This window comes from Thalassospira tepidiphila MCCC 1A03514 (assembly GCF_001662875.1).
Classification (GTDB): domain Bacteria; phylum Pseudomonadota; class Alphaproteobacteria; order Rhodospirillales; family Thalassospiraceae; genus Thalassospira; species Thalassospira tepidiphila.
The window spans coordinates 41763-57319 of sequence record NZ_JPVZ01000014.1; the positions used below are offsets into that span (position 1 = coordinate 41763).

The 15557-nt window shown below is 55.5% G+C and carries 14 protein-coding genes; 10 read left to right on the forward strand and 4 right to left on the reverse strand.

The features are described 5' to 3' along the window. Positions 1–15: 15 nt before the first annotated feature. The gene (locus TH4_RS19670) at positions 16–1002 is read left to right on the forward strand and encodes an HpcH/HpaI aldolase/citrate lyase family protein (RefSeq protein ID WP_064782461.1); all 987 of its coding nucleotides are present in this window, start codon (positions 16–18) and stop codon (positions 1000–1002) included. A 62-nt stretch (positions 1003–1064) separates the two neighbouring features. Here TH4_RS19670 and TH4_RS19675 read toward each other — a convergent pair whose 3' ends face one another. Next, positions 1065–1904 carry an NAD(P)H-dependent oxidoreductase gene (locus TH4_RS19675; RefSeq protein ID WP_064782462.1) on the reverse strand — a complete coding sequence of 280 codons (840 nt, stop codon included), beginning with the start codon at positions 1902–1904 and terminating at the stop codon, positions 1065–1067. Between the two features lie 97 nt (positions 1905–2001). Between TH4_RS19675 and TH4_RS19680 the strand changes: the two genes are divergently transcribed. Further along, positions 2002–2916, forward strand: a complete 915-nt coding sequence (locus TH4_RS19680) for a LysR family transcriptional regulator (RefSeq protein WP_064782463.1) — start codon at positions 2002–2004, stop codon at positions 2914–2916. A 91-nt stretch (positions 2917–3007) separates the two neighbouring features. On the opposite strand, the gene TH4_RS19685 is transcribed toward TH4_RS19680, so the two are convergent. Next, positions 3008–4030: a zinc-binding alcohol dehydrogenase family protein gene (locus tag TH4_RS19685; RefSeq protein WP_209272244.1), complete on the reverse strand. Its 1023-nt coding sequence runs from the start codon at positions 4028–4030 to the stop codon at positions 3008–3010. Between the two features lie 178 nt (positions 4031–4208). Between TH4_RS19685 and TH4_RS19690 the strand changes: the two genes are divergently transcribed. Continuing rightward, complete coding sequence (locus TH4_RS19690) at positions 4209–4577, forward strand: winged helix-turn-helix transcriptional regulator (RefSeq protein ID WP_064782491.1); 369 nt, start codon at positions 4209–4211, stop codon at positions 4575–4577. On the opposite strand, the gene TH4_RS19695 is transcribed toward TH4_RS19690, so the two are convergent. Further along, a complete protein-coding gene (locus tag TH4_RS19695; protein WP_064782465.1) occupies positions 4578–5072 on the reverse strand; it encodes a GNAT family N-acetyltransferase in 495 nt (164 codons plus the stop codon). Between the two features lie 162 nt (positions 5073–5234). Here TH4_RS19695 and TH4_RS19700 point away from each other — a divergent pair, with 162 nt between their 5' ends. The 7 genes from TH4_RS19700 (at position 5235) to TH4_RS19730 (ending at position 14807) form a co-directional block, all read left to right on the forward strand. Beyond that, positions 5235–6191 carry an acetyl-CoA carboxylase carboxyltransferase subunit alpha gene (locus TH4_RS19700; protein WP_008890050.1) on the forward strand — a complete coding sequence of 319 codons (957 nt, stop codon included), beginning with the start codon at positions 5235–5237 and terminating at the stop codon, positions 6189–6191. A 126-nt stretch (positions 6192–6317) separates the two neighbouring features. Then, positions 6318–7154: an ion transporter gene (locus tag TH4_RS19705; protein WP_064782492.1), complete on the forward strand. Its 837-nt coding sequence runs from the start codon at positions 6318–6320 to the stop codon at positions 7152–7154. A 113-nt stretch (positions 7155–7267) separates the two neighbouring features. Then, positions 7268–8047, forward strand: a complete 780-nt coding sequence (locus tag TH4_RS19710; protein ID WP_040823107.1) for an MBL fold metallo-hydrolase — start codon at positions 7268–7270, stop codon at positions 8045–8047. Between the two features lie 121 nt (positions 8048–8168). Beyond that, positions 8169–11360 (forward strand): ABC transporter transmembrane domain-containing protein, encoded by a 3192-nt coding sequence (locus TH4_RS19715; RefSeq protein WP_064782466.1) that lies wholly within the window; start codon positions 8169–8171, stop codon positions 11358–11360. Positions 11361–11436: 76 nt separating this feature from the next. Further along, positions 11437–11682 carry a hypothetical protein gene (locus TH4_RS19720; RefSeq protein ID WP_064782467.1) on the forward strand — a complete coding sequence of 82 codons (246 nt, stop codon included), beginning with the start codon at positions 11437–11439 and terminating at the stop codon, positions 11680–11682. 180 nt (positions 11683–11862) lie between these two features. Continuing rightward, the gene (locus TH4_RS19725; RefSeq protein WP_064782468.1) at positions 11863–13350 is read left to right on the forward strand and encodes an NAD-dependent succinate-semialdehyde dehydrogenase; all 1488 of its coding nucleotides are present in this window, start codon (positions 11863–11865) and stop codon (positions 13348–13350) included. A 56-nt stretch (positions 13351–13406) separates the two neighbouring features. Then, complete coding sequence (locus TH4_RS19730) at positions 13407–14807, forward strand: aspartate aminotransferase family protein (protein WP_064782469.1); 1401 nt, start codon at positions 13407–13409, stop codon at positions 14805–14807. A 163-nt stretch (positions 14808–14970) separates the two neighbouring features. Here the strand turns inward: TH4_RS19730 and TH4_RS19735 are convergent, their stop codons facing one another. After that, the gene (locus TH4_RS19735; RefSeq protein ID WP_129542771.1) at positions 14971–15396 is read right to left on the reverse strand and encodes a hypothetical protein; all 426 of its coding nucleotides are present in this window, start codon (positions 15394–15396) and stop codon (positions 14971–14973) included. Between the last annotated feature and the right edge of the window lie 161 nt (positions 15397–15557).

Sequence of the window (15557 nt, forward strand, 5' to 3'; positions counted from 1 at the left end):
TGGAGAAACGTTACCATGAGCTTCACCACACCGACCCCGGCCCCGGCACGCCTGAACCGGTCCGAACTTGCCGTTCCCGGCAGCCGGATCGAACTGTTTGAAAAGGCCGCGAAATCCAAGGCCGATGCTATTTTCCTTGATCTGGAAGACGCCGTTGCGCCCAGTGACAAGGAACAGGCACGCAAAAACATCATCGAGGCCATCAACGATATCGACTGGGGCGACAAGGTTTTGTCTGTCCGCATCAACGGTCTTGATACCCATTATATGTATCGCGATGTCGTCGATGTCCTCGAACAGGCCGGTGACCGGCTTGATCTGATCATGATCCCCAAGGTCGGAACCGCTGCCGACGTCTATGCCCTTGATATGATGGCAACCCAGATCGAAACGGCCAAGGGCCGCAAGAAACGCATCGGGTTTGAGCTGATCATTGAAACCGCCCTTGGCATGCAAAACATCCATGAAATTGCCGCAGGCTCCCCGCGCAATGAAAGCCTGCATTTCGGCGTGGCCGATTACGCCGCATCGACCAAGGCCATGACAACCGGCATTGGCGGCCCGAACCCGCATTATGGCGTTCTGACCGACAAGGATGGCGACAATCCGCGCGATTATCACTGGGGTGACATGTGGCATTACGCCATTGCCCGCATGGTGGTCGCGGCCCGCGCCAACGGCCTGCGTCCGATTGATGGTCCGTTTGGGGATTTCTCTGATCCGGATGGCTACCGCGCGCAAGCCGCCCGCGCCATGGTGCTGGGTTGTGAGGGCAAATGGGCCATCCACCCAAGCCAGATCACCCTCGCCAACGAGGTTTACTCGCCCTCTGATGCCGAAGTCACCAAGGCCAAGCGCATCCTCGAAGCCATGGCAAAGGCTCAGTCCGAAGGGGCCGGTGCCGTCGCCCTTGATGGTCGATTGATTGATATCGCATCGATCAAACAGGCCGAAGTCATGGTCCGTCAGGCCGAAGCCATCGCCGCGCGCGACGCGGGCTAAAAGCTCCCTGTAGACATCACACAAAAAGGGCCGGCGTTTTCGCCGGCCCTTTTCAGTATTATCTAGGACGCAAGCCGCCTTGTTTGCCGTACCTGCCCGCGAATGACTTCTTGGGGATCGCCTTCACGCACCAGATGCATGCTGATGCCATCTGAACCACCACCGAGTTCCGGCTTCAGGCGCTGTTTACCATCATAGTGCCCCCCATTCTGAGCGCGATACGGGATCGGGTCATCGACAAACAGACGCGCAAGGCGCCCCTTGAACGCGGTCTTCACTTCTGTCCACCCGTCCTCATCCATACGGTCGGCGCTATAAACCGGAAATGGCGGCATGACGTCCATACCGGGATAGAAAAGCGCACCGTGCTGGATCGGCCACAACACATCATCAATGCTGCCATTAACGCCACGGTCACTGTAATGCGGCAAATGTCCGCCAATCGGCACAATCAACATCGCGCGACGCCCGGCAAGGGTGCCCTCGCCATAGCGATCACCCCAGTGTTTCTCGTTATGTTCGCCAACTCCATACGCAAAGCCATAGGCGAACACCCGATCAAACCAGCCTTTCAGGATGGCGGGCATGCCAAACCACCACAGTGGAAAGCTGAACAAAACCGCATCCGCCCACAAAAGCTTGTCCTGTTCGGCAGCGATATCTGCCGTCTGAAAGCCGGACGCATAGGCATTTTTGGACTCTGCCACATAGATCAGCCGATCAGGATCGCGACGTTCGGTGAAATCGTGCGCATCAGCCAACGGTTTCCATTCCATGGCATAAAGATCAGAAACCTGCACGGCGTGTCCGTCAGCACGAAGTTTTTCAACGGCAACATCCTTTAATGCGCTGGTCAGGGATGCGGGTTCGGGATGGGCATGGACAATCAAGACATTCGACATTGGGCCGTCCTTTCCAAAGGGGATCACGTTCGATGCGTGATCATGGCCTGATGTTCTGCTATCTTTGAAATCCAATAATTTTTGATCTGGTATAAATATGACAGATATCAGCAAGCTTGACCTGAACCTGTTGGTGACACTCGACACCTTGCTGGCCGAACGCAATGTCACGCATGCGGCAAGGCGGCTGAACCTCAGCCAACCGGCAATTTCAACACGGTTGACACGCCTGCGCGATTTGCTGGGCGATCCGCTATTGCTGCCCGCACAGCGCGGCATGATCCCGACCGAACGCGCACTTGAACTGCAAGAACCGCTGCATAACGCACTGGAAGGTGTGCGCCGGGTCGTTGCGGAAAACAGTCCGTTTGATCCATCAACAATCACCGCCACCATCGCCATTGCCGCCAGTGACTATGTGCAATACGCGATCCTGATGCCGCTTCTCGACGTTTTGCGGCGTGATGCGCCGGGGATCAAGGTCGCCTGGCGCACGATTAATACCTCCATGCTCGATACCCAGATGGCGCGCGGTGATGTCAGCCTTGCGCTTTCAACGCCTGAAACCGCACCTGAAACGCTTCGGATGCGTAAAATCTATCGCGAGGAATATGTCGCAATCGCCAGATGCGATCATCCGGCAATCAGCGCGCCACTTGATCTCGACAGCTTTTGTGCGCTTGACCATGTGGTTGTGTCCCCCGAAGGCGGCGGCTTTAAGGGGCCAGCCGATGATGCCCTTGCGGCACTTGGACGAAAACGCAATGTTGCCCTGTCTGCGCCTGGGTTTCTTGTTGTCCCCGAAATCGTTGCACGCAGCGATATGATCGCCCTTGTGCCCAGACGGGTTGCCCACGGTCGCACCGGTCAGATCCAGATGTTTGATCCCCCGGTGCCTGTTACCGGTTTTGACATGGCGTTGATCTGGCATGACCGCACCACCACCCATCCCCTGTATCGCTGGCTCCGGGATCAGATCACAGCATTGATCGGAAATACCTCTGGAGATTAACCGGCAGACCCCGAAAATAAAAAAGGCCGACCCGCGACATTCACGCGGATCGGCCCTTAATTCAGATGCCTGTTATTCTATGGCGCTCAGATCAGTCGGCAATGCCGTCAAAGATGATCTTGCCAATGGCCTTGCCACTTTCCAGCAACGCATGCGCTTTCTGCAGGCTTTCCGGTGAAAGCGGGCCAAAGCTTTCATTCGCGGTATTGGTGATGGTGCCCTCATCCACCAACTGGGCCACCGTCGCCAGAAGCTTGTGCTGTTCAATCATGTCAGCGGTCTGGAACATCGAACGGGTAAACATGAACTCGTATGAGAAGCTGGCAGACTTGGCTTTCAGAAGGTCCACATTGTGATTTTCCTGTGCCTCGGTGATCGTCACGATCCGGCCTTGCGGCGCGATGACAGTCGCCATCACATCAAAATACTGATCGGTTTCCGACGTGCAGAAAATGTAATCAACATTGGCAACATCAATCGCCGCCAGTTCTTCATCCAGCGGATTGCGATGGTTGATCACCTGATTCGCGCCAAGCTTTTTGACCCACGCCACAGTCTCCGGGCGCGATGCGGTCGTGATGACTTTCAGACCGGCAAGCTGGGCCAACTGAATGGCAATCGATCCAACACCACCGGCCCCGCCAATGATCAGGATCGTTTTGTTTGCATTGGCGTCAACCGCCTTGCGATCAATCAGAAGGCGATCAAACATCGCCTCCCACGCGGTAATCGTCGTCAATGGCAGCGCTGCGGCGGCGGCGAAATCAAGTGACTTCGGCTTGGGCGCGACAATGCGTTCATCAACAAGTTGCAGTTGGGCATTGGACCCCGAACGGGTCACATCCCCGGCATACCAGACTTCATCGCCCGGACGGAAAAGGGTGACGTCTTCGCCAACAGCCTCGACCACACCGGCCGCATCCCAGCCAAGCACCTTGAAGGCACCGTCATCCTGCTTGCCCTTGCGGACTTTGAAATCGACCGGGTTCACTGCAACGCCCTTTACCCTAACAAGGATATCGTGACCCTCGGCAATCGGGGCATCGGTTTCGATCTGGGTGAACAGGCCGTCGGTTTCGACCGGGGCAGATTTATAAATACCAATGGCTTTCATCTTTGGCATTTCCTTCCATCAAAGGTTTGATTTGTGAATGGCCAAGTTTTAACGCATAATCCTCATTGAAATAAGTACGCACAATTTCAGCATATAGTATCAATTTGTATACTATTGTGGATTTCCGGGCATTACGGGCACATTCCCTGATCCGGTCTTGCTGATCTGGAGGTTAATGATGAATAGCTGCCCACCCAACAGAAGCCCCGGCTGCCCGGTTGAAGGCGCGCTTGATATGATTGGCGGCAAGTGGAAGGGCGTTGTGATGTTCCATCTGCTTGATGGCACGAAACGCTTTAACGAGCTGCGCCGTCTGATGCCCGGCGTCACCCAGCGCATGCTGACCCGCCAGCTCCGCGAACTTGAAACCGACGGGCTTGTACATCGTGAAGTTTACGCCGAAGTCCCGCCGCGCGTTGAATACAGCCTGACCCAAAAGGGTGAAACGCTGCGCGGCATTATTCTGGCCTTAAAGGACTGGGGCGAAACCCACGTTCCATATTATGCGATGTCAAAACGCCCGATGCCCGAAAGTGAATCCGCCTGATCAGATTTGCTGCAAATCGCGCGCCATTTTCCAGAATGTCGTTCTGTCATATCCGTCATGGACACCTTCGCCGGCAATCGCAAACCCGCGTGATTTGAAGAACGCGATATTGTCTTCAAGTTCGATCCGGACACTAAGCCGCATATGCTGCTTGCCGCGATCACGCGCAAATGCACAGGCGGCTTCGACCAATGCCTTGCCGATACCAGCCCCCTTGACCGCCGGGTCAACCGAAAGCTTGTAAAGATAGGCGTCCTTGCCGACATCCTCGATCCAGATTTGGCCGATGATGTTGCCACTAACATCCCGGGCGACGAACAGTGTGTCGCGGGCAAAACGCCATTGCAGTTCTGAAACCGAAACCGATTTGGCCGAACTTGGCGGATCGACAATATCGTCCTGAAAGGCAAAGGCTGCCAAAAGAATTTCAACAAGCCGCTCGAACGAAACGTCGTCCGGGGCATTGATGTGTGTGATCTCGATACTGGACGTCATGGGGTTCCACGTGCAAACTGTCAGGCGTAATGAATGTATGAAAACTACGCCATAATTATTACGTAAACGGAAAATATGGACTGTTCATAGCTCCGCCCTTGACGTGGCGGGTCGATATACTATGTTCCGCCCCATTGTTTCCCAGTCGGATATGATGCCCTGATGCATAACTTCCTCGATTTTGAAAAGCCGATCGCCGAACTTGAAGGCAAGATCGAAGAGCTCCGTCATTTGACGGGCAGTGACGAAGTCAACATCGCAGACGAGGTTTCCCGCCTGCAGGAAAAGCTGACCAAGCTTTTGCAAGGCACCTATGGCAAGCTGACCCCCTGGCAGAAAACCCAGGTGGCACGCCATCCTGATCGTCCGCATTTCACCGACTATATCGCCAACCTGTTTGACGATTTCACCCCGCTTTCCGGTGACCGCCAGTTTGGCGAAGACGCCGCAATCATCGGTGGTTTTGGTCGTTTGCAGGGCCGCACAGTGATGGTGATCGGCCATGAAAAAGGCCGCGATACCGAAACCCGTGTGAAACACAATTTCGGTTCCGCCCGCCCGGAAGGCTATCGCAAGGCGATCCGCCTGATGCGTATGGCCGAGCGTTTCAACATTCCGGTTGTCACCCTTGTTGATACTGCTGGCGCCTTCCCGGGTGCCGATGCCGAGGCGCGCGGCCAGTCCGAAGCCATCGCACGGTCGATCGAAGCCTGCCTTGATATCAAGGTGCCGCTGGTATCTGTCATCATCGGCGAAGGTGGATCAGGTGGTGCGATTGCGCTTGCCGTTGCCAACAACGTTCTGATGCTTGAAAACTCGATTTATTCGGTAATCTCGCCAGAAGGTTGCGCATCCATTCTGTGGCGCTCTGGCGACGAAGCCAAAACCGCTGCCGAGGCGCTCCGTCTTACCGCACAGGATCTGTTGCAGCTTGGCGTGATCGACGAAATCGTGCCAGAGCCGCTTGGCGGCGCACAGCGCGATGCCAAGGAAGCCTGCAAACGGGTTGGCAAAGCGATCATCAAGGCACTTGAAAGCATGGACGATGTCGAAGGTGGCGTGCTCAAGGCGCGCCGTCGTGACAAGTTCCTTGAAATGGGCCGCAAGGGCCTGAACTGATTTTCCATTCAGGGCGCAGACCATCGTCAATGATGCTGCGCCCTGTTGTCATTTTCCGGCGCAGTCTGTCCGTCGGTTATATCCGGCAAAATGAAGCGCCCTTTTCCGGCCTGGTCGGGAGGCACCATGAATTTTCTTCGCCGGATCGTTGAATCCAAACGCTTTCAAAATTTCATCACCGCCGTCATTGCGATTAACGCCATCATCCTCGGGCTTGAAACTTCCCCGACTGTGATGAATGCGGCGGGGTCGGTGCTGCATGTGCTCGATCAGGTGGCAGTGGCGATTTTTGTCATCGAACTGGTGATGAAACTTGCGCTCTATCGGCTGGCCTTCTTCAAGCGCGCCTGGAATGTCTTTGATTTCACGATTGTTGCCATCACCCTGATGCCAGCAGGCCAGGGTGTATCGGTCCTGCGTGCGTTGCGTATCCTGCGTGCCTTCCGCCTGATTTCAACGGTACCGTCCATGCGCAAGGTAGTCGAAGCCCTGATGCGCGCCATCCCCGGCATGATTTCGGTCCTGACACTTCTATCGCTGGTGTTTTATGTCTCGGCCGTGATGGCGACCAAGCTGTTTGGCGAAGGCTTCCCCGACTGGTTTGGCAATATTGGCGCGTCCCTTTATTCGCTGTTCCAGATCATGACGCTGGAAAGCTGGTCGATGGGCATCGTCCGTCCGGTGATGGAGTCTTACCCGCTGGCGTGGCTTTTCTTCGTGCCGTTCATTCTGGTAACGACATTTGCCGTCCTGAACCTGTTTATCGCGATTGTGGTTGATGCAATGTCGACACATGTCGATGTTGAAGAAACCCAGACCCGTGATGTGATCGAACTGGATCATCAGGAAATCATGACCGAACTGCGCGCTCTGCGTAGTGAAATGAGCAAACTTGCCAACGCCCGGAACGACCATCCTCAAGACGTCCCATCCGATCAAAACAAGACATCGACACCCTCCTGAACAGTCGGTCAGACCAGGCTTACCGGGAAAATTGAGCGGTTACTCATAAAAAGGGGGTGGTTAAACGCCCCGAACCTCGTCTAATCTTTCGACAAATATCGGGAGATCGGGGAATGAAGCTAACGTTTGCGGGGACAGGATCGGCCTTTTGTATGGCCGCTGACAATTTTCAGAGCAACATGGTTCTGGAAACGACCCCGTCGGGCAATGACCAACCACAGCGCCTGCTGATTGACTGCGGTTCAGACGCGCGCCATTCGCTGCGCAACATTGGTCATATGCCAAACGACATTCATGGTGTCTATGTCAGCCATCTGCATTCGGACCATATCGGTGGGCTCGAATGGATGGCGCTTGCCAATTATTTCGTCTTCGAAGGCCACCGGGCGGAACTGTTTGCGGTCGACGAACTGCTTGAACCGCTGTGGGAACACTCATTGCGCGGCGGCCTTGAAATCAGCGATCACGGCAACAGCAAACTGTCGTCCTATTTCGATGTGGTCCCACTTTCCACCAAGAACGGTTTTGACTGGCATGGCATGCATTTCGATGTCATCCCGGTTGCGCATGTCGTGACACCGGAAAGCACGATGTATTCCTATGCCCTGTTCGGTCACGGCCAGAACAAGTCCTTCTTCCTGACAACAGATGCGATCTTCAATCCCGAAGATCATATGCCGTTCTACAAAAAGGCCGACATCATCTTTCAGGATTGCGAACTCGGCCCCCGTCATTCCGGGGTCCATGCCCATTACGACCAACTTGTGACCCTGCCTGCCGAGATCAAGGCGAAGATGTGGCTCTATCACTATCAGGCTTATGATAAACCCGACGCCGTGGCGGACGGTTTCTGCGGGTTCATTGAACCGGAACAAAGTTTTGATCTTGGTTGATCAGACAACCGGCGCATAACCTGCACACTGGGATTAGGACCTATAGGTCCTGACCCTGCCCAAATATAAAAACGAGCAAACGGAACAAAAATGTTCCACAACCACAAAACGGGACGTGCGAATGCCCAAATCGGTTTTTGCCTATATATGGCGTCATAGCCGCCTCCAGCAGATCATGCTGACATTGGTCACGCTGGCCTCTTTCCCGTTTCTCTATTACTCGCTTGATCTGCCCAAGCAGATCGTCAACGAGGCCATCGGTGGTGCTGGTGCGCCCTATGACATCCTTGGCATCGATCTGACCCAGATCGAGTATCTGTTCGCCCTCTCGGGCATTTTTCTGGCCCTCGTCTTCGTTAATGGCGGCTTCAAATACTTCATCAACGTCTATCAGGGCGTGATGGCAGAACGCATGCTGCGTCGCATGCGCTACGAGCTTTTTGACCGTGTTCTGCGTTTTCCGCTGCCGCATTTCCGCAAGACCAGCCAGGGCGAAATCGTTTCCATGATCACCGCCGAAGCCGAACCGTTGGGCGGCTTCTTTGGCGAGGCCTATGCCCTGCCGCTGTATCAGGGCGGCATTCTGATCACGATTTCGGCCTTTATCTTTATTCAGGACCCTTTGATGGGGCTGGCAGCGATCGCGTTTTATCCGTTGCAGGGCTATCTGATCCCGAAACTGCAACGCCGCGTGAACCTGCTTGGCAAACAGCGCGTTCAGAACGTGCGCCGCATGTCCGAACATATCGGCGAGACGGTTGGTGGTGCGACCGATATCCGCGCAAACGAAACGCAAGGGTTCGAACTGACCCACTTCACCCAGCGGCTTGGCCGGATTTTCGAGATCCGCAAGGAAATCTATTTCCGTAAGTTCTTCATCAAGTTCCTGAACAACTTTATCGCCCAGATCACCCCGTTCTTCTTCTATTCCATCGGTGGCTATCTGGTGATTACCGGTGATCTGAGCTTCGGTGCGCTGGTTGCGGCTCTTGCCGCCTACAAGGACATGTCGGCACCGTGGAAAGAGCTTCTCGCCTATTATCAGCGCTTGGCTGACGCCAACATCAAATACGAACAGCTGCACGAACAGTTCGAGCTGCCTGACCTTGCACCGGAACACGAACTGATTGCACCGGTTTCGCCAAAACTGGCCGGCCCGCTGGATGTCAGCGCCCTGTCATGGACGGATGAAGACGGCACGCGTGTGGTGGAAAATGTTTCCTTTAATATGGGATTGCCGGGCAAGGCCCTTTTGACCGGCGCATCAGACAGTGGCAAATCGCAACTTGCCCGTCTGATTGCCCACATCATGACCCCGACGGGCGGGCGCATTCAGTTTGCCGATTTTGATGCCACCACCCTTCCGGCTGCGGTGGTCGGGCAACGTCTGGCCTATGTAGGGGCGGATGCGTATCTGTTTAATGGCAGTATTTCCGATAACCTGTTCTATGGCCTGAAACACCGCCCCGTCCTTCTGGAGCAGGATAACGACAATCCCGCACCCGACAGCGATGCCGACGCCAAAGCCTATCCAGATCCCAAATTTGTCGATGTCGTCGAACTTGCCGATCCGGCCGACCTGCCCTGGAAGCTGACGCGCGAAATGTATGACGAGATCAAGATGTCGGGCAACATCCCCTATGATCCGTCTGCCGAGTGGATCGATTATGTCGGACCGGGATTTGAATCGCGCGAAGACATGCAAAAGGAACTGATGCGCCTGCTTGAGGTGGTCGGCCTTGATCGTGATATTTATCGCATTGGCCTGTTGCGCCGCATCAGCCCTGAAGAACGCCCGAACCTTGTTCAATCGGTACTCGATGTCCGTCCGCGCCTTAAGGAAATTCTGGCCGAACGTCAGCTTTCCGACCTTGTCGAACCCTATGATTTCGACAAATACAACGACAATGCGCCGGTCGGCGTGAACATCCTGTTCGGCACACCATCGCGCACCGAATTCAAGCGGATGGACTTCCTGTCGCATCCCTATATCCAGAAAAGCCTGCGCGAAAGCGGCCTGTATGAAAAGATGATCAAGATGGGGCGTGAAACGCTTGATCTGATGATCGAACTGTTTACCGGCCTGCCCCCGGGGCATGAATTCTTTGACCGTTACAGCTTTGTCTCGGCCGATGAAATGCCCGAGGTCAAGAACATCCTGAAACGCACCGACGGTGTGCGTGTTGATGACATGCGCAAAGAGGACCAGTTGCGTCTTCTTGACGTTGCCATGCAACTGACCCCGGCCCGCCACCGCCTGCGCGTGATCGATGATGATTTCCGCGAACTTGTTCTTCAGGCCCGGCCCAAGTTCCGCGAAAACATGCCCGATGATCTGGCAGGCTATATCGACTTCTTCGAGGCTGATGGCTACGCATCAGCCGCACCGATCCTTGATAACTTGCTGTTTGGTCGCTTTGCCTATGGCCGTGCAAATTCCGAGGAACGCGTCGGCGAGGTCCTGTTTGAAATCGCCCATGAAGGCGGCCTTTACGAAGGATTGGTGTCCCTTGGCCTTGAAAGCCAGGTCGGCGTTGGCGGCAGCCGCATGTCCCAGACATTGCGTCAGAAAATCGCCCTTGTCCGTGCGCTGATCAAGAACCCGGATCTTCTGGTCGTCGACGAAGGTCTTTCGGCCCTGGACCGCGAAACCCGCGAAAGCATCATCAATTACCTTACGGGTGAAAGTGACCATACCAGTCTGGTTTGGGTCGATGATGATGACCATGCCGGCGAAAAGTTCGATACCTTGCTCTATATGTCGAACGGAAAGCTGGTCAAACGCAAAAGCGTTGCCGATGACAGTGAAACAACAACCGAAGAAACCGAAGACGAAGCCGCAGCCGCACTGGCCGCAGGCGACATCGATCAGGAAGTCCGGTTGCTGCGCACGATCCCGCTGTTCGCCGGCCTCGACCCCAGTGTCGTCAAGCTGCTGGCCTTTACCAGCCCCCGCCTGACCTTCAAACATGGCGAGGTTCTCGTCAAACAGGGCGATCCGGGTGATGCCGCCTTTATCGTCATTTCCGGGCGCGGTGAAATCTGGCTGACCACCGATGAACACCAGACGCTCAAACTGCGTGACGTTCATGCCAAGGAAGTCATTGGCGAAATCGCCCTGCTTGTCGATGCACCGCGTTCGGCCACGATCCGTGCCGTCGAAGACATGACGGTTCTGAAACTCGACAAGACCGAATTCCTTGGTCTTGTCCGACAGGACCAGGCCGTTTCCAATCAGTTGATCCGCGTTCTTGCCCAGCGGCTTGATCAAACCACCAAACAGCTGACCAACCGCAACAACGACAAGAACTGACAAAACGAACGGACGGAGCTCCCCGGTAAGGGGCTCCGTCCATCCTTCTTTTGCCTGACCTTATGAACTGCGCCTTATGAACAAAATCGCTTCCATCCTTCTTGCCGTATTGCTTGGCGTCCTCATGCTGGGCGGCTTTATCGCCCTTGTCGGCGGCAGTGTTATCGGCGCACTGGCCTTTGTCATTGGCATCCCGGTCGCCTTTCCGATGACAACAAGCGTCGTGATCTTGTTTTTTGCGGCCATCATCATCCGAACCCTCGTTGAAAAGCGCCGCCAGAAACGCGAAATGCGCAAATATCTGGATCAGTCAAAAGACTGATTTTCTGCGCGTTTTGCCGCGCAGCAGAAAAAACATTCGCTTTTTGCCACTCCGCGCCAAAAAAAACGCATCAAATGGCGTCGAGTTCGGTCACCTCCTCTGATCGCCTGTTGATACCTTCCTCCCAGTTCAATGACATGCTTCGCGCAAACCGCGCCAAGCTTAAGGAAGGAGGCCACCATGACGGCACAATCAAAGGAACAGCGTTGCGTATCGCTCAGCCAGCTTTCCGATCTGCGTTTGCTGCGCGAACATGCCTATATTGATGGTCGCTGGTGCTCGGCTGACAACCTTCAGGTGATCGAGGTCACCAACCCGTTCGATGGCAGCTTCATCGGCACCGTTCCGAACATGGGCGTTCACGAAACCCGAAAGGCCATCGCGGCTGCCCGGGAAGCCTTCCCGGCATGGGCGGCCCTTCTGCCCCAGGAACGCAGTGCCGCTTTGCGTCGCTGGCACGATCTTCTGATTGAAAACAAGGAAGACCTGGCTCTTCTGATGACCCTTGAACAGGGCAAGCCGATCAACGAAGCCCGCGGCGAAATTGATTATGCCGCAAGCTTCATCGAATTTTACGCCGAAGAAGCCAAACGGGTGAATGTTGAAAACATCACATCCCACCTGCCCGGCCGCAACATGTCGATCAAACGCGAACCGATCGGGGTGACTGCCGCCGTAACACCTTGGAACTTCCCGTGTGCGATGATCACGCGTAAGGCCGCCGCTGCCCTTGCCGCCGGTTGCACCATGATCGTACGCCCGGCCACCGAAACACCGTTTTCGGCAACCGCACTGGCCGAACTGGCCGAACGTGCAGGCATCCCGGCCGGTGTGTTTAACATCGTCACCGGTGATCCGAACCCGGTCGTGGGCGAGCTGTGCGGTCATCACGATGTCCGAGCACTATCCTTTACCGGCTCGACCGAGGTTGGCCGTCTTCTGCTGTCGCAAGGTGCCCAGACGATCAAGAAAATGTCTATGGAGCTGGGCGGTCATGCCCCGTTCATCGTCTTTGATGATGTCGATCTCGACGAGGCAGTTGCCCACGCGGTGAACGCCAAGTTCGCCACCAGTGGTCAGGACTGTCTGGCGGCCAACCGCATCTTTGTTCAGCGCGACATCTATGACGACTTCCTTGATAAATATGCCAAGGCCATCGCCGATCTGCGAGTTGGCAACGGTATCGAGGAATATGTCGAAATCGGTCCGCTGATGCATGACCGTGCGGTTGCCAAATGCGAAGAACATGTTGCCGATGCACGCGCCAAAGGTGCCCGTGTTGTCACCGGTGGCAAGAAAATGGGCGGGCTGTTCTTTGCCCCGACCCTGCTTGCCGATGTCACCGACGAGATGAAAATCTTTTCCGAAGAAACATTCGGCCCGGTTGCCCCGGTCATGCCGTTCGATACCGAGGACGAAGTCGTCGCCAAGGCCAATGACAGCGAATACGGCCTTGCCGCCTATCTGCTGACCAAGGACAACGACCGTGCCGCACGTGTTTCGAACGCCCTTGAATACGGCATGGTTGCGCTAAACTGCGTGAAAATCACCGGTGCACCGGTTCCGTTTGGCGGCGTCAAGCAATCCGGCCTCGGCCGCGAAGGATCGCGCCATGGCCTCGAAGAATTTACCGAACTGAAATACGTCTGCGCTGCTTACAAAGCCTAGGTTTTAACCTTGGTGCGCGCAAAAGACATCAACCGCATTCACATGGGAGAATTCAAATGAATGTCATCAAAAACACCACTGCTGATCTGCAGGAAATGGATCGGGCGCATTTCATGCACCCCTCGACCCACATGCGTCAGCACGCCGCCGGTGAAACCCCCAACCGCATCATCAATGGCGGTAAGGGCATCTATATCCACGACACCGAAGGCCGTGAAAGCCTTGATGCCTTCGCCGGTTTGTATTGTGTAAACGTTGGTTATGGCCGCACCGAAATTGCCGATGCGATCTATGCGCAGGCAAAGGAACTGGCCTATTACCACACCTATGTCGGGCACGGGAACGAGCCGGTCATTCGCCTGTCAGACCGTATTATCAAAAGCGCGCCCGAAGGCATGCAGCGCGTCTATTACGGCATGTCCGGATCGGATGCGAACGAAACCAACATCAAGCTGATCTGGTACTACAACAACATCCGCGGCCTGCCGCAGAAAAAGAAAATCATCTCGCGTTGGCGTGGCTATCACGGCTCGGGCATCATGACCGGTAGCCTGACCGGCCTTGCTGCCTTCCACAACGCCTTTGATCTGCCGCGTGCGCCTATTCTGCACACCACCTGCCCGCACCATTACTGGAATGCCGAGGCCGGCGAAACCGAAGCAGAATTTGCCAAACGCTGTGCCAATGATCTGGAAAAAATGATCCTGCGCGAAGGTCCGGAAACCGTTGCTGCCTTCATAGGCGAGCCGGTCATGGGCACGGGCGGCATCATCACCCCGCCAGAAGGCTATTGGGAAGCCATCCAGGCCGTTCTGAACAAGTATGACGTCCTTCTGGTTGCCGACGAAGTCGTGACCGCCTTTGGCCGTACCGGCTCCTATTTCGGCTCCTTGCACTATGGCATCAAGCCGGATCTGATCACGATCGCCAAGGGTGTGTCGTCGGGTTACCTGCCGCTGTCGGGTGTGATCATTGGTGAACGCGTCTGGAAAGTTCTTGAACAGGGTTCCGATCAGATGGGCCCGATCGGTCATGGCTGGACCTATTCCGCCCATCCGGTCTGCGCGGCGGCCGCCAATGCCAACCTTGATATCGTTGATGGTGAAAACCTGACGGGTAACTCGGCCGACACGGGCGGCTACTTCCAGAAACGCCTGCATGAAACCTTTGACAACCACCCGCTGGTTGGCGAAGCACGCGGCGTTGGTCTGATGGCCGCCCTCGAGTTTGTCGCGGATAAAACCAAGAAGGAACGCTTCGATCCGAATGCGAAAATCGGTCCGCGCGTATCAGCCGCCTGCCTGGAACGTGGCATGATCGCACGCGCCATGCCGCACGGTGACATCCTTGGCTTCGCCCCACCGCTTTGCATCACCAAGGCAGAGGTCGACAAAGTCATCGACATCGCCAAACAGGCTGTTGATGCGGTCGCCGACGAAGTTGCTGCTGGCAAATAAGCCAGATCAATATCACTGCGACGTCAGAAATACCCGCCGCGTCAAACCTTCTTCCCGACGCGGCGGTGCACAGGGGCCGGGCCCATGACCGGCCCCTGTTTTATTTCCAGGCGACGATGATCTCACTGCCACGATCTCACGGCCACCGGGCGCAAACCCATAGTTACTGGCAGGTCGTCGCAAACTTCCCGGCAGTATCTTTCTTGGAAGTCACCGTACAAGCAGCGGTGACGCTGCCCGATGCATTTATGATTTGAAGTTGGATCTCGGCATTGCCGCCATCTGCTGACGGCCACCAGATCGAACCGGCACCATCAGAACCAAACAGGTTCAGATAAGGTGCCGCACCCGCATTGGTCACACCGGCAACAACCGTGGCATTCCCGGAATTACTCAGCGCATCCTTTACCGTCACCTTTGCGGAGTCCGGGGATGTTTCGGCCCATTCGCTGGATGAGATCGGCACGCCATTGGGATTGTACACTTCCGCCTTTGGCGACGAAACAAGCGTACCAAGCGCCATTACGGCAAACATGATTGCCGGGAAGATCGCATCACGGACAGTTTGAAGCAGGTTGAGCATATTCACAGCCAGTTCCTTTCACGTCAGTTTCATCACCACAGTCCGCTTATCGGAAAGGGCACGTATGAGACGCAGAAACGCTGATGTTGTGAGCATCACCGGGATCACCGACCGACCATTCAAGACAAACAAAAACCCCCGCAAGCAGTGCCTGCGGGGGTTTGCGA

Coding starts and splice junctions, on each gene's coding strand:
- TH4_RS19670 (WP_064782461.1), top strand. CDS start 16: ATGAGCTTCACCACACCGACCCCGGCCCCGGCACGCCTGAACCGGTCC.
- TH4_RS19675 (WP_064782462.1), bottom strand. CDS start 1,904: ATGTCGAATGTCTTGATTGTCCATGCCCATCCCGAACCCGCATCCCTG.
- TH4_RS19680 (WP_064782463.1), top strand. CDS start 2,002: ATGACAGATATCAGCAAGCTTGACCTGAACCTGTTGGTGACACTCGAC.
- TH4_RS19685 (WP_209272244.1), bottom strand. CDS start 4,030: ATGAAAGCCATTGGTATTTATAAATCTGCCCCGGTCGAAACCGACGGC.
- TH4_RS19690 (WP_064782491.1), top strand. CDS start 4,209: ATGAATAGCTGCCCACCCAACAGAAGCCCCGGCTGCCCGGTTGAAGGC.
- TH4_RS19695 (WP_064782465.1), bottom strand. CDS start 5,072: ATGACGTCCAGTATCGAGATCACACACATCAATGCCCCGGACGACGTT.
- TH4_RS19700 (WP_008890050.1), top strand. CDS start 5,235: ATGCATAACTTCCTCGATTTTGAAAAGCCGATCGCCGAACTTGAAGGC.
- TH4_RS19705 (WP_064782492.1), top strand. CDS start 6,318: ATGAATTTTCTTCGCCGGATCGTTGAATCCAAACGCTTTCAAAATTTC.
- TH4_RS19710 (WP_040823107.1), top strand. CDS start 7,268: ATGAAGCTAACGTTTGCGGGGACAGGATCGGCCTTTTGTATGGCCGCT.
- TH4_RS19715 (WP_064782466.1), top strand. CDS start 8,169: ATGCCCAAATCGGTTTTTGCCTATATATGGCGTCATAGCCGCCTCCAG.
- TH4_RS19720 (WP_064782467.1), top strand. CDS start 11,437: ATGAACAAAATCGCTTCCATCCTTCTTGCCGTATTGCTTGGCGTCCTC.
- TH4_RS19725 (WP_064782468.1), top strand. CDS start 11,863: ATGACGGCACAATCAAAGGAACAGCGTTGCGTATCGCTCAGCCAGCTT.
- TH4_RS19730 (WP_064782469.1), top strand. CDS start 13,407: ATGAATGTCATCAAAAACACCACTGCTGATCTGCAGGAAATGGATCGG.